At 67.6% G+C, this 16643-nt stretch carries 13 protein-coding genes; 6 read left to right on the plus strand and 7 right to left on the minus strand.

All coding sequences use genetic code 11. The features are described from left to right. Positions 1-93: 93 nt before the first annotated feature. The 3 genes from HLA98_RS01895 to HLA98_RS01905 are packed head-to-tail and all read left to right on the plus strand — an operon-like array spanning position 94 to position 3498. The gene (locus HLA98_RS01895) at positions 94-660 is read left to right on the plus strand and encodes a TetR/AcrR family transcriptional regulator (RefSeq protein WP_049446774.1); all 567 of its coding nucleotides are present in this window, start codon (positions 94-96) and stop codon (positions 658-660) included. Beyond that, positions 660-2333 (plus strand): MFS transporter, encoded by a 1674-nt coding sequence (locus HLA98_RS01900; RefSeq protein ID WP_049446776.1) that lies wholly within the window; start codon positions 660-662, stop codon positions 2331-2333. Before HLA98_RS01895 ends, HLA98_RS01900 begins: the two co-directional genes overlap by 1 nt. A 10-nt stretch (positions 2334-2343) precedes the next feature. After that, positions 2344-3498: an HlyD family secretion protein gene (locus tag HLA98_RS01905; protein WP_129550550.1), complete on the plus strand. Its 1155-nt coding sequence runs from the start codon at positions 2344-2346 to the stop codon at positions 3496-3498. A 111-nt stretch (positions 3499-3609) separates the two neighbouring features. Here HLA98_RS01905 and HLA98_RS01910 read toward each other — a convergent pair whose 3' ends face one another. From HLA98_RS01910 to creB, 7 genes are all read right to left on the minus strand, one after another. Further along, positions 3610-4101, minus strand: a complete 492-nt coding sequence (locus HLA98_RS01910) for a Fur family transcriptional regulator (protein ID WP_004150412.1) — start codon at positions 4099-4101, stop codon at positions 3610-3612. A gap of 34 nt (positions 4102-4135) precedes the next feature. Then, entirely contained in the window at positions 4136-5539 is a 1404-nt protein-coding gene (gene gltX / locus HLA98_RS01915; RefSeq protein WP_129550551.1) for a glutamate--tRNA ligase, read from the minus strand. Positions 5540-5693: 154 nt separating this feature from the next. After that, complete coding sequence (locus tag HLA98_RS01920; RefSeq protein ID WP_099589826.1) at positions 5694-7271, minus strand: M20/M25/M40 family metallo-hydrolase; 1578 nt, start codon at positions 7269-7271, stop codon at positions 5694-5696. Positions 7272-7441: 170 nt separating this feature from the next. Further along, positions 7442-7852: a hypothetical protein gene (locus HLA98_RS01925; protein ID WP_049446784.1), complete on the minus strand. Its 411-nt coding sequence runs from the start codon at positions 7850-7852 to the stop codon at positions 7442-7444. A gap of 10 nt (positions 7853-7862) precedes the next feature. After that, complete coding sequence (gene creD, locus HLA98_RS01930; protein ID WP_129550552.1) at positions 7863-9182, minus strand: cell envelope integrity protein CreD; 1320 nt, start codon at positions 9180-9182, stop codon at positions 7863-7865. Between the two features lie 81 nt (positions 9183-9263). Further along, positions 9264-10724, minus strand: coding sequence for a two-component system sensor histidine kinase CreC (gene creC, locus HLA98_RS01935; RefSeq protein ID WP_129550553.1), 1461 nt, complete (start codon positions 10722-10724; stop codon positions 9264-9266). 3 nt (positions 10725-10727) lie between these two features. Further along, the gene (gene creB, locus HLA98_RS01940; RefSeq protein WP_129550554.1) at positions 10728-11453 is read right to left on the minus strand and encodes a two-component system response regulator CreB; all 726 of its coding nucleotides are present in this window, start codon (positions 11451-11453) and stop codon (positions 10728-10730) included. Positions 11454-11488: 35 nt separating this feature from the next. On the opposite strand from creB, the gene HLA98_RS01945 reads away from it, so the two are divergent. The 3 genes from HLA98_RS01945 (at position 11489) to mfd (ending at position 16600) form a co-directional block, all read left to right on the plus strand. Next, complete coding sequence (locus HLA98_RS01945; protein WP_049446789.1) at positions 11489-12346, plus strand: 23S rRNA (adenine(2030)-N(6))-methyltransferase RlmJ; 858 nt, start codon at positions 11489-11491, stop codon at positions 12344-12346. 95 nt (positions 12347-12441) lie between these two features. Then, positions 12442-12987, plus strand: coding sequence for a GNAT family N-acetyltransferase (locus HLA98_RS01950; RefSeq protein ID WP_004150340.1), 546 nt, complete (start codon positions 12442-12444; stop codon positions 12985-12987). Positions 12988-13135: 148 nt separating this feature from the next. Then, positions 13136-16600 carry a transcription-repair coupling factor gene (gene mfd, locus HLA98_RS01955; protein WP_129550555.1) on the plus strand — a complete coding sequence of 1155 codons (3465 nt, stop codon included), beginning with the start codon at positions 13136-13138 and terminating at the stop codon, positions 16598-16600. The last annotated feature ends 43 nt before the right edge of the window (positions 16601-16643 follow it).

The raw sequence follows: 16643 nt of genomic DNA on the forward strand, positions 1-16643 counted from the left end.
GCATTCGTCACAAAGATGTGCGTACCACAACAAGCGGACAATCCCGTCACTCAACGTCTCGCTAATCGGACACTTTTGTCCGAAAATAATTCCATGACTGCCCAACGTGCCGATGCTGCTGCCCGCCGTGCCCTCATCCTCGATGCCGCCGATCATGTGTTCGGCCAACATGGCGTCACCGCCCCGCTGGACCTGGTGGTCGAACGCGCCCAGGTGGGCCGCGCCACCCTGTACCGCAACTTCCCCGACCGCACTGCGCTGATCCAGGCGCTGCTGCAACGTACGGTTGATCGCATCCGGCGCCAGGTTGAACAGCTCGGCGACCGTGACGACGCCCTGTTCGAGGTGTTCGAGGGTATGGCCCAGCGCATCATCGATTCACCGGCGCTGGCCGATTACTGGCGTGCGGTCGACTCGGACGTGCCGGCCATGCGTGCCGCACGCGAGACCGTGCGCGACCTGCTGGAGGAGCCGATCGCGCGCGCCAAGGCGGCCGGCCTGTGCCGTGCCGACCTTGAGAAGACGGATATTTCACTGATCTCGGGCATGCTGGGCGCAGCCCTGCGCGGCAAGACCCGCGACGAGCGCGCCCAGTTGGCCGGGCGCGCCCTGCAGCTGCTGCGCGGGGGTCTCCAGGGAGCAACCAGCGAGGCCCGCTGATGGTCCAGCCGTATCTGAAGCCGGTTCCGGATTGGGAGGAGCACGAGAAGCCGACCATGCCCGGTTCGGCATCGATGCCCTGGCACCCACCATACCGTCGCTTGGCCTATGCCCTGGTATCGCTGCTGGTGGCGATCACCGGTGGCCTCGGCAATGCGCTGGTCACCGCCAACCTGCCGTTCCTGCAGGGCCAGCTGGCACTGACCCCGACCCAGGGCAGCTGGCTGGTGGCCGCCTATGCCATGGTGAATGTCACTGCCAACCTGCTGGCCTTCAAGTTCCGCCAGCAGTACGGCATCCGCCTGTTCGCAGAGATCGGGCTGGGCCTGTACGCGGCACTGGCGGTGCTGCACCTGTTCGTCGGCAGCTTCGAGACCACGATGCTGACCCGCGCCGCCAGCGGCTTCGCGGGTGCGGCCTGTTCGACACTGGGCACGCTGTACATGCTGCAGGCGCTGCCGCGCCGCTTTACCGGCAATCTGCTGGTGGTCGGCGTCGGCCTTTCGCAGCTGGCGGTGCCGATCGCCTGGATCGTTTCACCAGGCCTGGTGGATACCGGCCAATGGCATCAGCTCTACTCATTCGAAGCCGGGCTGGCACTGTGCGCGTTCGCGGCAGTGGTGGTGCTGAAGCTGCCACCCGGCATCCAGGTGAAAGCCTTCGAGCCACTGGACTTCCTCACGTTCGCCCTGCTTGCGCCGGCTGTCGCGCTGCTGGTGATCGTACTGGCGCAGGGCTACACCCGCTGGTGGCTCAACACACCGTGGCTGGGCTGGGCGCTGGTCGCCTCGATCGTGCTGTCCACCACCGCCTTCATCATCGAACACTACCGGCGCAATCCGCTGCTGCAGATCCGCTGGCTGTCGAAGCTGCCGGTGCTGCACTTCATCGTCGGCGCGTTCCTGATCCGCTTCCTCACCACTGAGCAGTCCTACGGCGTGGTCAACCTGATGCGCACGCTGGGCATGGGGCCTGACCAGATGCGCCCGCTGTTCGTGGTGATCCTGGCCGGCGTGATCGTGGGCATTGCCGGCGCCTCGCTGACCTTCGGCCCGAAGCGGCTGATTGCCCAGCTGCTGATGGCGATCCTGCTGCTGGGCGCCGCCGCGTTCTTCGACCAGCACCGCACCAGCATGGATCGGCCGCACGACTTCTACGCCAGCCAGTTCCTGGCCTCGGTCGGTGCCGGCATGTTCATGGGCCCGTTGATCATGCTCGGCATTTCCGCCGCGCTGAAACAGGGCGTGGATCACATGATCACCTTCCTGGTGACGCTGTCGATCACGCAGACGCTGGGTGGGCTGGCCGGTTCGGCGGTGCTGGGCACCTTCCAGTTGCATCGCGAGCAGTTGTACTCCAGCGCATTGACCAGCCAGCTCGATCCAGCCGATCCGGTGGTGGCGCAGCGCCTGCGCATCCAGCAGCAGCTGTACGCCGCCCAGATCACCGACCCGGTGCTGCGCAGTGCCCAGGGCAGCGCACAGCTGGCGCAGACCACGCGCCGCGAAGCCAACGTGCGCGGCTTCAATGATGTCTTCACCCTGAGCGGTTGGCTGGCAATCGGCTTCCTGTGCTGGTTGCTGCTGCTGTCGCTGCGCACCGCCGTGCTCAAGCAATGGCGCAAGCGCCACCCCACTCCCCCCACTGCGGCCACGCCAGCCGCGCCCCGCTGAGTTCTCGACCATGCCCCCCGTCCCGCCCCGACCCGACGACGCCGACAACGTGACCCCACCGCCGCCGACCGACGCGGCGCCTGCCCCCACGCCGGTAGAACCCGCGGTCGCGCCGAAGTACCTCAAGCCCAGCGCGCGCAGCGTGGTGGTGATGGTGGTGGTGGCCCTGGTGGGCATTGCGCTGATCCTGCGCGCCTGGCACCTGTGGCCGTTCACCAGCAGCGTGATGGTGACCGACAACGCCTACGTGCGCGGCCAGATCACGGTGATGGCGCCGCAGGTGAACGGCTACGTGACCGAAGTGCTGGTGAAGGATTTCCAGCATGTGACGCAGGGCGAGCCGCTGCTGCGCATCGATGACCGCATCTACGCGCAGCGTGTCGCCCAGGCGCAGGCCACGCTGGACAGCGCACGCGCGGCACTGGCCAACTCGGACCAGTCGCAGGCGCAGAACCGCGCGCAGATCGCTTCCGCACGGGCCACATTGTCGGCCGGGCAAGCCGAACTGCAGCGCTCGCGCAACGAGACCAAGCGTTACGAGGAGCTGGCCGCACAGCAGCTGGTATCGATCAACGACCGCGACAAGTTCCGCACCACCCAGGCCTCGGCACAGGCCAGCGTGCAGCAGTCACAGGCGCAGATCCGCATCGCCGAGGAAACGCTGGTGTCGACCCAGGTGGCGCGCAAGAGCCTGGAGGCCCAGGTGGAAAGTGCGCAGGCGCAGCTGGAACTGGCGCGCATCGATCTGGCCAACACGGTGATCCACGCGCCGCGCGACGGCCAGATCAGCGAAGCCAGCGTGCGCGTGGGCCAGTACGTCGCCGCCGGTTCGCAGCTGCTGTTCCTGGTCCCTGACACGCTGTGGGTGGTGGCCAACTACAAGGAAGGCCAGACCTGGGGCATGGCGATCGGCCAGCCGGCCACATTCTCGGTGGACGCGTTCCAGGGGCAGGTGCTGCGGGGCCGCGTGCAGGAGATCGCGCCGGCTACCGGGTCGGAGTTCAGCGTGCTGCGCCCGGACAACGCCAGTGGCAATTTCACCAAGGTGGTGCAGCGGCTGCCGGTTCGGATTTCAATCAATAGGAATCAGGAGCTGGCAAAGCAGCTGCGTCCCGGCATGTCGGTGATCGTGCGTGTGGATACCCAGTCCAAGCCGTTGGACTAGGACGCAGGCCCTGTCGCGCCGATATGAAACGGGGTCAGATCCCTTTGCCAATGGCAAAGGGATCTGACCCCAATCCCAAAATGCCGGCCAGCGGCCGGCACTACCATTGCGTTACCCCGCGCAGCGCGCGCAGAGCCCGTGCACTTCCAGGGTCTGCGCCTGCGGCTGGAAACCCAGCTCCTTGGCGCGCTTCTCCAGCTGGGTGACGATCTCGCGGTCTTCCAGTTCCACCGCGCTGTGGCAGCTGTTGCAGATCAGGAACGGCACTGAATGGGCTGCACTGCTGGGATGGTGGCAGGCCACGAAGGCATTCACCGACTCCAGCTTGTGCACGAAGCCATTGGCCATCAGGAAGTCCAGCGCGCGGTAAACGGTGGGCGGGGCATCAGCACCCACGCCCTTGCCGTTGCGCACCCATTCCAGCAGCTCGTAGGCCTTGACCGGCTTGCCGGCCTCGGCGATCAGCTTCAGCACATTGGCGCGGATCGGGGTCAGGCGCAGCCCGCGTTCGCGCGAGACGCGCTCGACCACCGCCACGAAATCCGATGCGTCGTGGACGTGGTGGTGCGGGGCGGTACAGGCGGTGGCGGTCTTGGCGGGCATGCGTGTTCTCCGGTTCGGGCCTGGCAAGGATGCCTCAGGCCGTTGCTACCTTGGTGATGGCCACATCAATGCGTTTCAAGGCCTGCTCGCGGCCGGCCAGGTAAACGGTATGGGAAATGTCAGGGCTGACCTGGGTGCCGGTGATGGCCACGCGCAGCGGCTGGGCGACCTTGCCCATGCCGATTTCCAGCGCGGCCGCCGCATCGTGCAGGGCCACGCCTACCGATTCGGCGGTCCATTCCGGCAGGGCGGCCAGCAGCTCGCGGGCCTTGCCCAGCGCCACCTCGGCACCGGCCTTGAAGTGCTTGGCCACCGCCGCTTCGTCGTACCCGGTCAGCGGCTGGTACCAGACGACGGCCTTCTCGGCCATTTCCTTCAGGGTCTGCACGCGTTCACGCAGGGCCATCACCACGTCCTCCGGGGCCGGGCCAGCGGCCACGTCCAGGCCCAGCTTCTGCAGCTGGTACACCAGGTGCGGCACGATGGCGGCCACGTCCTCGGTCTTCAGGAAGTGCTGGTTGACCCAGCCCAGCTTGGCCATGTCCAGGCGCGAGGCCTTGGAATTGCAGTCCTTCACGTCGAACAGGTCGATCAGTTCCTGGCGGCTGAACAGCTCCTGGTCACCGTGCGACCAGCCCAGGCGGGCCAGGTAGCTCAACAGCGCGTCCGGCAGGTAGCCGGCGTCCTTGTACTGCATCACGTCGGCCGCGCCGGTGCGCTTGGACAGCTTGGCGCCCTGCTCGTCCAGGATCATCGGCATGTGGCCGAACTTCGGCACCGGTGCGCCGATGCCTTCGTACAGGTTGATCTGGCGCGGGGTGTTGTTGATGTGGTCGTCGCCGCGGATGACCTCGGTGATGCCCATGTCCCAGTCGTCCACCACCACCGCGAAGTTGTAGGTGGGGAAACCGTCCGGGCGGAAGATGACCATGTCATCCAGCTCGCTGTTGGCGATCTCGATGCGGCCCTTGATCAGGTCGTCGAACACCACCGTGCCTTCCAGCGGGTTCTTGAAGCGGATGACGCGGTTCGGGTCATCCTTGCGCGGCAGGCCCAGGTCACGCGCGGCACCGTTGTAGCGCGGCTTCTCCTGCTTGGCCATGGCGGCCTCGCGCATGGCGTCCAGCTCTTCGCGGGTCTCGTAGGCGTAATACGCCTTGCCGTCGGCCACCAGCTGCTCGGCCACTTCCAGGTAACGGGCGACGCGGTCGGTCTGGTAGATCGGGCCCTCGTCGTAATCCAGGCCCAGCCACTCCATCGCCTCCAGGATGGCGTCGATCGCGCCCTGGGTGCTGCGCTCACGGTCGGTGTCCTCGATGCGCAGCACGAACTCGCCGCCACGGTGACGGGCCTCCAGCCAGCAGTACAGCGCAGTGCGGGCACCACCGATGTGCAGGTAGCCGGTGGGACTGGGGGCGAAGCGGGTGCGGCAGGTCATGGACGGCTCGAGGAACGGGAATCCCCCGATTTTACCAGCCCTCCGCCCCCGACGGAAAAAGGGGACGGAGGGGATTAAGTCGCGATTGCCCAGCCTCTGGGCGTGGCGACCGGGAAACGGAGGGGAGAAACGACTTGATCCCCTCCGTCCCCTTTTACGGTTCCACTTTGCGCGGGAAGGGCTGCTCACGCGTTGCGGCGTTGTAGGCAAACGACGCGACGATGGCCGCGGCCTGCTTCAGGTCTTCCGGCTCGGCGTGGTCCCAGGTGTCCAGGTGGCTGTGGTGGACGTTGGTGAAGTAGTCCAGACGGTCCTGGATGAACTGGAAGCCCGGCAGGCCGATGCGATCGAAGCTGATGTGGTCGGTGCTGCCGGTGTTGCGGGTGGCCACGGTGGTGGCGCCCACGTCATGGAACGGCGCAAGCCAGGCTTCGAAGATCGGCATGGCGGCCAGGTTTTCCTGCGCGTAGATGCCACGGAAGCGGCCCGAGCCGTTGTCCATGTTGAAGTAGACCTGGAACTTGCCGTAGTCGCGGGTCTTCTGCAGCGCGCCGGTGGGCTCGCGCAGCGAAGCCGGCAGCGCCTTCTGCGCCGGGTCGGTGGGTTCCGGGAAACGACCGAAGTGCTTGGCCACATAAGCCTGCGAGCCGATCAGGCCCTGCTCCTCGCCGCTCCACAGCGCCACGCGGATGGTGCGCTTGGGCTTGGCGCCGGTCGCCTTGAGGATGCGCATCGCCTCCATCATCACCGCCACGCCGGCCGCGTTGTCGGCCGCACCGGTACCGCTGTGCCAGGAATCCAGGTGCGCGCCGATCATCACCACTTCATCGGGCTTGCTGCTGCCACGGATCTCGGCGAGCGTGTTGTAACCGGGCTGGTCGGCCTCGTCGGTGAAGCGCGCGGCCACGTCCACGCGCAGGCGCACGGTCTGCTTGGCCTCCAGCGCGCGCACCAGTGGATTGAAGTGCTCGCTGATCATCGCCAGCTCGGGAATGCCCACCGATTCACCGGCCTTGCGCGAACCGCCACCGGCAACCCGGATGATGCCGTTGTCCCAGCTGCTGATGCTGATCGAGGCCAGCGCGCCTTCTTCGACGAAGAACGCATTGACCCTGGTCGCCAGTTGCTGGCGCTCCTGGTATTCCTTGACCCGCTTGGCACGCTCGGCGGTGGCGTCCTTGTCCTTGGGCAGGGTGAATTCCTGCAGGCCCTCCAGCGAGGTGGCGTCGTGGCGATGCGAATCGGGCTCGGTGCCGCGCTTGTACTCGCGTGCCTCGCCCAGCAGCAGGATCTTGCCGCGCAGCTTGCCGCGGTACTTCTCGATGTCTTCGGGCTTCTTGATCTCGACCTGGACGAGTTCGCCTTCGACCGGGCCCTTGGTGCCCGGCGTCCAGGCCTTGGGCAGTGCATGCAGCGGCTGCACGCGATCACCCAGCATTTCCACACTGGCCGAGGTGAACTCCCAGCCACGCCCGAAGTCGTCGAAGGCTTCGTCGTGGACGTTGTCCAGCTTCCATTCGTTGAACTTGCCACGCGTCCACGCGTTGGCGCGGCCCATCGCCGGCGAGTTGGTCAGGCGCGGTCCGATGCGCTCGGTGAGATAGCTGAAGGTGTCCATCACCTGCGAGCGGTGGAAGGCCTCCTGGCGGATGCGGCTGACCATGTCCAGGTCCACCGTCTCGCGCTGCTGCGCGCCTGCATTGCCACCCATCGCCAGCGCTGCGGCCAGCATGCCCCACTTCAACACATCGCACCCCTGCCCTTCGGCTCGATCATCAACCCATCGAGTCTAGCCAGCAGGGGCGCGCCGATACCGTCCCATCGGTCATGGGCGGCGCGGAGGCGTGCGAACCAAGGTTCGCACCCACAGGAGAGTAGTTGGTTCGCACCTGCCAAGCCGAGTCACCCATTCCAGCCCAACCACAACTGCGCCCGCTCCGGCAGCAGCAGCAACCAGTGCCGCCGATCGATGCTGCTGCAGCCGTACACCGCCGCATGCGTGGGCCAGTCCTCGGGCAGGCCACCGATGCCGATCTCGGCCAGCGCCTCCGCCCCGGCCTTCCATGACCGGTAGCGCGGCACCCGCCCAGCCACCGCGCCGCGTCCTTGCCGTGCGCCCTGCAGCCAATCCAGCCCCTGTCCCCGCAATCCCTCGCAGGTCACTGCTGCCAGCTGGAAGCGGACCAGGCCGGGGGCGATCCGTGCCCCCGGCAGGGCCGCCAGCACGCCATGTGCCTGCAGCAGTGCATCCACTTCCAGCAGGGCCGGAATGCCCTGCCGTGCCCGTTGCCGCAATCCCTGGCGCCAGCTCATGGCGTGCTCCTTACTTCAGTTCCGCGCCAAGCGCGTACCAGTCGACCCGGCGGGTCACCCACATCGCCAGCGCCAGGATCACGAACAGCAGCAGCGACCCCATCAGCAGCGCGTTGTTCTCCGACACCAGCAGGCCATACAACGCGCCGTACAGCACGGTCAGCAGCGCCGCGAAGCCGAGGCCGCGCTTCCAGTGGCCCAGCACATTGGCCAGGTACACCGCCTGCAGCCCGATGCAGGCCACGGCCGAGACCAGGTAGGCCTTCCAGAACGCAATGTGCTCGGACAGGCTGATCAGCAGCAGGAAGAAGATCGCCAGCGCCAGGCCCACCATCAGGTACTGCAGTGGGTGGATGCGCAGCGACTTGATCAGCTCGAACAGGATGAAGCCGACGAAGGTGAGTACCACGAACAGCACGCCGTACTTCGAAGCGCGGTCGGCCTGGGTGTAGGTGTCGACCGGATCGACCAGCGACACCGTCACCGCCTGCGAGTCGACCGAACCGTCATTGCGCAGCTGGCGCTGGGCATCGGAGGCCAGCGAGGACACCGCCCAGCGTGCATCGAAGCCCTGCGCATCGACGCGTCGCTCGTTGGGCAGGAACGCGCCGCTGAACGACGGATGCGGCCAGCTCGAACGCAGCGCGATGTGGGTGTCATCGCCCACCGGCACCACCGACAGCATGCGGCTGCCATCCAGGCGCAGCTCCAGTTCAACGGTGCTGGCAGCCAGCGTGCCGCCCTGATCCGCAGCGAAACCCGCCACCGGTGCATGCAGGCCGCGTCCGACCTCGCTGGCAGCGCCAACGCCCGGCAGCAACCGCAACTGCTTGCCATCCACGCGCAGGTTCGGCGTACCGACCAGGCCGCGCACATCGGAAATGCCCACCGCCACATACGGCTTGCCGTAGCTGCGACCGGCCTTCACCGGGTAGTCGTCTGCGGCGAAGGTCGCCTTCATCTGGCCGTTCCAGCTGTACACCGGCACCTTGAACAGTCCGACTTCGCGCTGGCTCGGCAGCATCTCGCCGCCCACCTCCAGCGACGCCGGCATCTGCAGCCAGTGCCCCTCGGTGACCTGTATCTCGGTCTTCTTGACGCCCAGCGGATCAACCAGTTCAACCTGCTTGCGTTCCACCCATGGCACCACCCGTACCGGGCCCACCAGCTGCTGTGCACCGGCGCGGCTGTCGGCCACCCGCGAGAAGGCCTCGTCGCGGTAAGCGCTGCGTTCGTTGATGACCCCGCGGATCATCGTCAGCGGCACCAGCAGCAGCAGGATCAGCCCGCCGACAATGGCGAACCTCAGCAGCATCTTCAGGGATTTCATGGTCCATCCTCGTTGGAGAGGGCTGCAGGATGGACCGCGGTGGTGAGCAGGGTTTGTGGCGAATTTGAAGCGAGTGTGAAGTCAGCGGCGAGGGCGCTGGCCCGGCGCGCCCAACGGCAGCCACAGGCTGGCCACGGTGCCGCCGCCCTCGCGGACGTCGACACTGGCGCGCCCATCGTGCAGGCGCGCGACCTCCTGCACGAACGGCAGGCCCAGGCCGGAACTGCGCCGCCCGCTGCCGGGCCGCGCCAGCGAATAGAAGCGCTCGAACACCCGTTCGCGCGCATAGTCCGGGATGCCGGCACCGCGATCGGCCACCTGCAGGCGCACGCCCTGCCCGTCCACCTCGGCCTGCAGCGCGATCTCCGCGCCGGACGGCGAGAAGGCAATCGCGTTGTCGATCAGGTTATGCAGTGCCTGCCGCAGCAGATAGCCGTCGCCCTGCACCTGCAGGTCGGGTACGCTGCCGATGCGGACCTGCACGCCCGCCGCCTGTGCACGCACCTGCGCGGCAGCGGCCGCATCGGCCAGCAGCACTGGCAATGCAATCGGGTCGCGGGTCTGCAGCCAACCGTGCTGCTCCACTTCGGCCAGCGCCAGCAGCTTGTCGATGGTCTCGGTCAGCCGCTCCTGCTGGTCGACGATGCTGCGCGCGAAATGCACGCGATCGGCCTCCGGCAATGGTTCCTGCAGCAGCTCGGCGGCGCCGCGGATGGCCGCCAGCGGGCTCTTCATCTCGTGCGTCAGCGACTGCACGTACTGCTCGACGTAGGCCTTGCCTTCCAGCTTGCGGCGCATCGTTTCCAGCGCCTGCCCAAGATCGCCGATCTCGTCACGACGACGCCGTGGCGGCGGCACCGGTTCTCCGGCGCTGACCGCGCGTGCATAGCGGCTGAGCTGGCCGAGGCCGGTGGTCAGCCACATCGTCACCAGCACGCCGACCAGCGCCGACAATCCGATCAGCCAGGCCCCGCGCTCGATGATGGCGCGCTGGCTGGCAGCGATGAACGGATCGATGCTGCGGTTGGGCTGCGCCAGGCTGAGCACGCCAATCAGGGTGCGCCCATCGGCCGGGTCATATACCGGCGCCGCCACGTGCATCACCGTATCGCCCTCTTCGCCGGCAATCTCGGGGCTGGAACGCGCGCCGTACTCACCACGCAGGGTGCGATAGACATCATTCCAGCGCGAGTTGTCGCGCCCCAGGTCGCGGCCCAGCGAGTCGTAGATGACGATGCCCTTGGCGTCGGTGATCGTCACCCGATAATCGAGCGAGCGCTTGGGAAAACGCCAGACCATCGCCTTCAGGTCGCGCTGACGTGCCTTGGCCAGGTTGCGGGTGAAGCTGCCGCTGCGGATGGTGCCGTTCTTGACGTCGGCGGCGGCCATCTCGGCCAGCACGTTGGCCGCATCGACCAGGGTCGATTCCATCGCCTGGCGCACACCCGGCTTCACTTCGTTGACGAACACGCGCATCACGAAGAACGCCGCGATGCCGGTGATCAGGAAGAAGCCCAGGAACAGCTTCAGCACCAGGCGCATCGGCTAGACCTCCAGCGCGTAGCCAAGGCCACGGTGGGTGCGGATCGGGTCGTCGCTGGCACCGGCTGCACGCAGCTTGGCGCGCAGCGTCTTTACATGGGTATCGACGGTGCGGTCGGCACTGTCGGCGCTGCTGTCCCAGCCACGGTCCATCAGCTGGGCACGGCTGAGGATGGCTCCGGGGCGCTGCAGCAGCGCCTCCAGCAGCGCGTACTCGTAGCGGGTCAGGTCCAGTGCCTGGCCACGGAAGCGGATGCGCCGGCCTTCGCGGTCGATGGCGAAGGCGCCATGTTCCTGCCAGCCTGCATCGGCGCCGGGCGCTGCGATGACCGGTGCCGCACGGCGCAGGCGTGCCCGCACCCGTGCCACCAGCTCGCGCGGCGAGAACGGCTTGGTGATGTAGTCGTCGGCGCCCAGTTCCAGGCCGAGCACCCGGTCCACTTCGTCATTGCGGGCGGTCAGGAAGATCACCGGCAGCTGCGCCACCGGCCCGGGCTGCGCGCGCAGCCGCCTGCACACCTCGAAGCCGCCCAGGTCGGGCAATCCCACGTCCAGCACCACCACGTCGATATCCCCGGCCTGCAGCCGCTGCAGCGCCTCCCCGCCCAGCAGGCAGTGGCTGGCGGCATAGCCTTCGCTGCGCAGCGCATAGAGCACGGTTTCGGCGATGGCGGCTTCGTCCTCGACCACCAGGACATGGGCAACGGGAGCTGTCATGGCGCGCAGCATAGCCGCTGCGGCCGCCGCCCCGTACACTGCCGCCCATGAACTATCGCCACGCCTTCCATGCCGGCAACCACGCCGATGTGCTCAAGCACATCGTGCAGCTGGCCCTGATCGACAGCTTCAAGCGCAAGGACAGCCCGTTCTTCGTGCTCGACACCCACGGCGGTGCCGGCCGCTACCTGCTGGCCAGCGAAGAGAGCCGCAAGACCCTCGAGGCCGAATCCGGGATCATGCGGCTGATGGCCCAGCCCAAGCTGCCGGAGGTAGTCGAGCGCTACCTGAAGGCGGTGCAGGCCGACAACCCGGTCGGCGCGATGACCAACTACCCGGGCTCGCCGCTGCTGAGCGCGCAGGCGATGCGTGCGCAGGACCGCATGGCGGTGTGCGAGCTGCAGGAAGCCGAAACGGCCACGCTGAAGGCCCTGTTCGCCCATGACAGCCGCGTCGACGTGCGGGCCGGCGATGGCTATGCGCTGCTGCGTTCGCTGCTGCCGCCGAAGTTCAACGGCAGCAAGATCGGCCGTGGCCTGGTGCTGATCGACCCGCCCTACGAGGCCCAGGACGCCGAGTACCAGGCCGTTCTGGCCGCCCTGGCCGAAACCCTGGCGCGCTGGCCGCAGGCCACGTGTGCCGTCTGGTTCCCGATCAAGCAGCGCCGCACCATCCTGCATTTCCTACGCAAGGCCAGCGCGCTTCCGGTCAAGTCGGCGATGACGATCGAGTTCCTGGTGCGCCCGGACGACTCGCCGCTGCGCCTCAACGGCAGCGGCATGCTGCTGCTCAACCCGCCGTGGCAGTTCGACCGGGTGGTCGGCCCGGCCCTGCCGGCGCTGCGCCAGCACCTGGGCGAACCCGGCGCCAGCACCCGCCTGGATTGGCTCAAAGCCCCCGAATAACGGCCTTCACGAGGCTGTACCGCCGTGAGCCTTTCGTTCACGGAATGCAGCCCCGGTGATGCCACAATCGATGGACCACCAAGGAATCACCCGGTATGGCCACTCGCAACCGCATGCCGCCCTGGCATGAGATCTTCAAGGCTCCCAGCGGCCACGAGCTGCTGATCCGCCCCATCCGCCCGGAAGATGGCGCACCGCTGCAAGCGGCGTTCAGCCTGTTCGGGCCGGAAGAAATCCGTGATCGTTTCCTGCAGGCAGTGACCGAGCTTTCGCCGGAAACCACCCAGCGCCTGACCCACCCCAATCCCAAGACCGAGATCACCCTGGTCGCAGCCGAATCCCTGCCCGCGGGCGAAGCGGTGGTCGGCGCGGTCGCCCGGGCCTCGATCATCCCCGGTACCCGTGAAGCCGAGTACGCGATCCTGATCAGCCGCTTCCTCATTGGCCAGGGCCTGGGCCGGCAGCTGATGCGCAAGCTGGTGAAGTGGGGCCGCGGCAAGTACCTGGACCGCCTGTACGGCGACGTTGCCGCCGAGAACGAGCCGATGAAGCAGTTGGCCGCCTCGCTGGGCTTCAAGCCGGTGCCGCACCCGACCGGTGCCGAAGGCCTGGTGCGGATGGTGCTGGAGCTGGACAACTGATGGATGCGCCGGGCTTGCCCGGCCACGCCTCCCGGTAGTGCCGGCCGCTGGCCGGCATTCCGATACCCCAACGGCACATGAGGCGACCGGCAAACGACCGGCACGACTCACCGGGCTTCGATCAGGCTTCTGCTAAAATCCGGGGTCCATGTCGCGTACCTCATACCCCGCCCCGCCGCTGCCGCGCGCCGGCCAGCTCCGCGCCTGGTGGCGCGCCCCCGCTTCGCCGACCGCCCTGGCCTGGTACCTGTCCCAGGCCGCGCGTGCGCACGACGCGCCGCTGCTGGTGATCGCCCGTGACAACCACGGCGCCAACCAGCTTGAAGCCGACCTGCAGACCCTGCTCGGCGGCGACCCGGCCCTGCCGGTGGTCGCTTTCCCGGACTGGGAAACCCTGCCCTACGACCGCTTCAGCCCGCATCCGGACATCATCTCGCAACGCTTGTCCGCCCTGCATCGCCTGCCCGCGCTGAAGCGCGGCCTGGTGATCGTGCCGGTGCAGACCCTGCTGCAGCAGCTGGCCCCGCGCAGCTATGTGATCGGTGGCAGCTTCGACCTGAAGGTCGGCCAGCGCCTGGATCTTGAAGCCGAGAAGCGCCGCCTGGAAAGCGCCGGCTACCGCAACGTGCCGCAGGTGATGGACCCGGGTGATTTCGCCGTACGCGGCGGCCTGCTCGACGTGTTCCCGATGGGCGCCGACGAGCCGCTGCGGGTGGAGCTGCTGGACGAGGACATCGACTCCATCCGTGCCTTCGATCCGGAAAGCCAGCGTTCGCTGGACAAGGTCGAGGCGGTGCACATGCTGCCCGGCCGCGAAGTGCCGATGGACGAGGCCAGCATCGCCCGCGTGCTGGCCACGCTGCGCGAGCGTTTCGATGTCGATACCCGGCGCAGTTCGCTGTATCAGGACCTGAAATCCGGGCTGGCCCCGGCCGGCGTCGAGTACTACCTGCCGCTGTTCTTCGAGCGCACCGCGACCCTGTTCGACTACCTGCCCGACGGCAGCCTGCCGGTGGTCTGCACCGGTGCGTACGAAGCGGCAGTCGCGTTCTGGGCGCAGACCGGTGACCGCTACGAGCAGCGCCGCCACGATGTGGAACGCCCGCTGCTGCCGCCGTCGGCGCTGTACCTGTCGCCGGAGCTGCTGCGCGAGCGTCTGAACGATGCCCCGCGCATTGAGGTGTGGTCGGCTGACCACGCGCGCATCGCCGATGCCCATGCGTTGGGTGACCAGCCGCTGCCCCCGCTGCCGGTGGCCGCACGCGAGGCTCCCGCTGGCGATGCGCTGAAATCCTTCCTCGGCCACTATCCCGGCCGGGTACTGATTGCCGCCGATTCACCCGGGCGTCGCGAGGCCCTGCTGGAAGTGCTGCAGGCCGCCGAGCTGAAGCCGCCGGTGGTGGCCGACCTGCCCAGCTTCCTCGCCGGCGATGCGCGCTTCGCGATCGCGGTGGCGCCGCTGGAGGATGGCTTCGCGCTGGACGATCCGCGCATCGCGGTGCTGACCGAGCGCCAACTGTTCCCCGAGCGCGCCGGCAGCACCCGCCGCACGCGCCGTGCCGGCCGCGAGCCGGAAGCGATCATCCGCGACCTCGGCGAGCTGACCGAAGGCGCGCCGATCGTGCACGAGGACCATGGCGTCGGCCGCTACCGTGGCTTGATCGCGATGGACGTCGGCGGCATGCCCGGCGAGTTCCTCGAAATCGAATACGCCAAGGGCGACCGCCTGTATGTGCCGGTCGCCCAGCTGCACCTGATCAGCCGCTACTCCGGCGCTTCGGCGGAAACCGCGCCGCTGCATTCGCTCGGTGGCGAGCAGTGGAGCAAGGCCAAGCGCAAGGCCGCCGAAAAGGTTCGCGACGTCGCCGCCGAGCTGCTGGAGATCCAGGCCCGCCGCCAGGCGCGTGCCGGCCTGGCCCTGCAGGTGGACCGCGCGATGTACGAACCATTCGCGGCCGGCTTCCCGTTCGAGGAAACCCCCGATCAGCTGGCCGCCATCGACGCCACCCTGCGCGACCTGGCCAGCAGCCAGCCGATGGACCGTGTGGTCTGCGGCGACGTCGGCTTCGGCAAGACCGAGGTCGCGGTGCGCGCGGCGTTCGCCGCCGCCAGCGCCGGCAAGCAGGTGGCCGTGCTGGTGCCGACCACGCTGCTGGCCGAACAGCATTACCGCAACTTCCGCGACCGCTTCGCCGATTACCCGCTGAAGGTCGAGGTGCTGTCGCGCTTCAAGACCACCAAGGAAATCAAGGCCGAACTGGAGAAGGTCGCCGCAGGCACCATCGACGTCATCGTCGGTACCCACCGCCTGCTGCAGCCTGACGTGAAGTTCAAGGACCTGGGCATGGTCATCGTCGACGAGGAGCAGCGTTTCGGCGTGCGCCAGAAGGAGGCGCTGAAGGCGCTGCGCGCCAACGTGCACCTGCTGACCCTGACCGCCACGCCGATCCCGCGCACGCTGAACATGGCCATGGCCGGCCTGCGCGACCTGTCGATCATCGCTACGCCGCCACCGAACCGGCTGGCGGTGCAGACCTTCATCACCCAGTGGGACAACGCGCTGCTGCGCGAAGCCTTCCAGCGCGAGCTGGCACGCGGTGGCCAGCTGTACTTCCTGCACAACGACGTGGAGAGCATCGGCCGCATGCAGCGCGAGCTGTCCGAGCTGGTGCCCGAAGCACGCATCGGCATCGCCCACGGGCAGATGCCCGAGCGTGAGCTGGAAAAGGTGATGCTGGACTTCCAGAAGCAGCGTTTCAACGTGCTGCTGTCGACCACGATCATCGAATCGGGTATCGACATCCCCAACGCCAACACCATCATCATCAACCGCGCCGACCGCTTCGGCCTGGCCCAGCTGCACCAGCTGCGTGGCCGCGTGGGCCGTTCGCACCACCGCGCCTACGCCTACCTGATCACCCCCGACCGCCGCGCGATCACCCCCGACGCCGAGAAGCGCCTGGAAGCCATCGCCTCGATGGACGAACTGGGCGCCGGCTTCACCCTGGCCACCCACGATCTGGAGATCCGCGGTGCCGGTGAGCTGCTCGGCGAGGACCAGAGCGGGCAGATGGCCGAGGTCGGCTTCAGCCTCTATACCGAGCTGCTGGAACGCGCGGTACGCAGCATCAAGCAGGGCAAGCTGCCCGACCTGGATGCCGGCGAGGAAGTGCGCGGTGCCGAGGTCGAGCTGCACGTGCCGGCGCTGATTCCGGGAGACTACCTGCCGGACGTGCACACCCGGCTGACCCTGTACAAACGCATTTCCAGCGCGCGCGACAGCGATGCGCTGCGCGAGCTGCAGGTGGAGATGATCGACCGCTTCGGCCTGCTTCCGGATGCGGCCAAGCACCTGTTCGCCATCGCCGAGCTGAAGCTGAAAGCCAACACGCTGGGCATCCGCAAGCTGGACCTGGGCGAGAACGGTGGCCGCATCGTGTTCGAGTCCAAGCCGAACATCGATCCGATGGCGGTGATCCAGCTGATCCAGAAACAACCGAACCTCTACGCCATGGAAGGGCCCGACAAGCTGCGCATCAAGCACCCGCTGCCGTTGCCGGAAGACCGCTTCAATGCGGCCCGCGCCCTTCTGACCACCCTCGCCCCGGGTTGATCGCCCCCCGAACACCCCGCACCGGTCCCCACCCGGTGCGGGC

The organism is Stenotrophomonas africana (assembly GCF_013004645.1).
Taxonomy (GTDB): Bacteria; Pseudomonadota; Gammaproteobacteria; order Xanthomonadales; family Xanthomonadaceae; genus Stenotrophomonas; species Stenotrophomonas africana.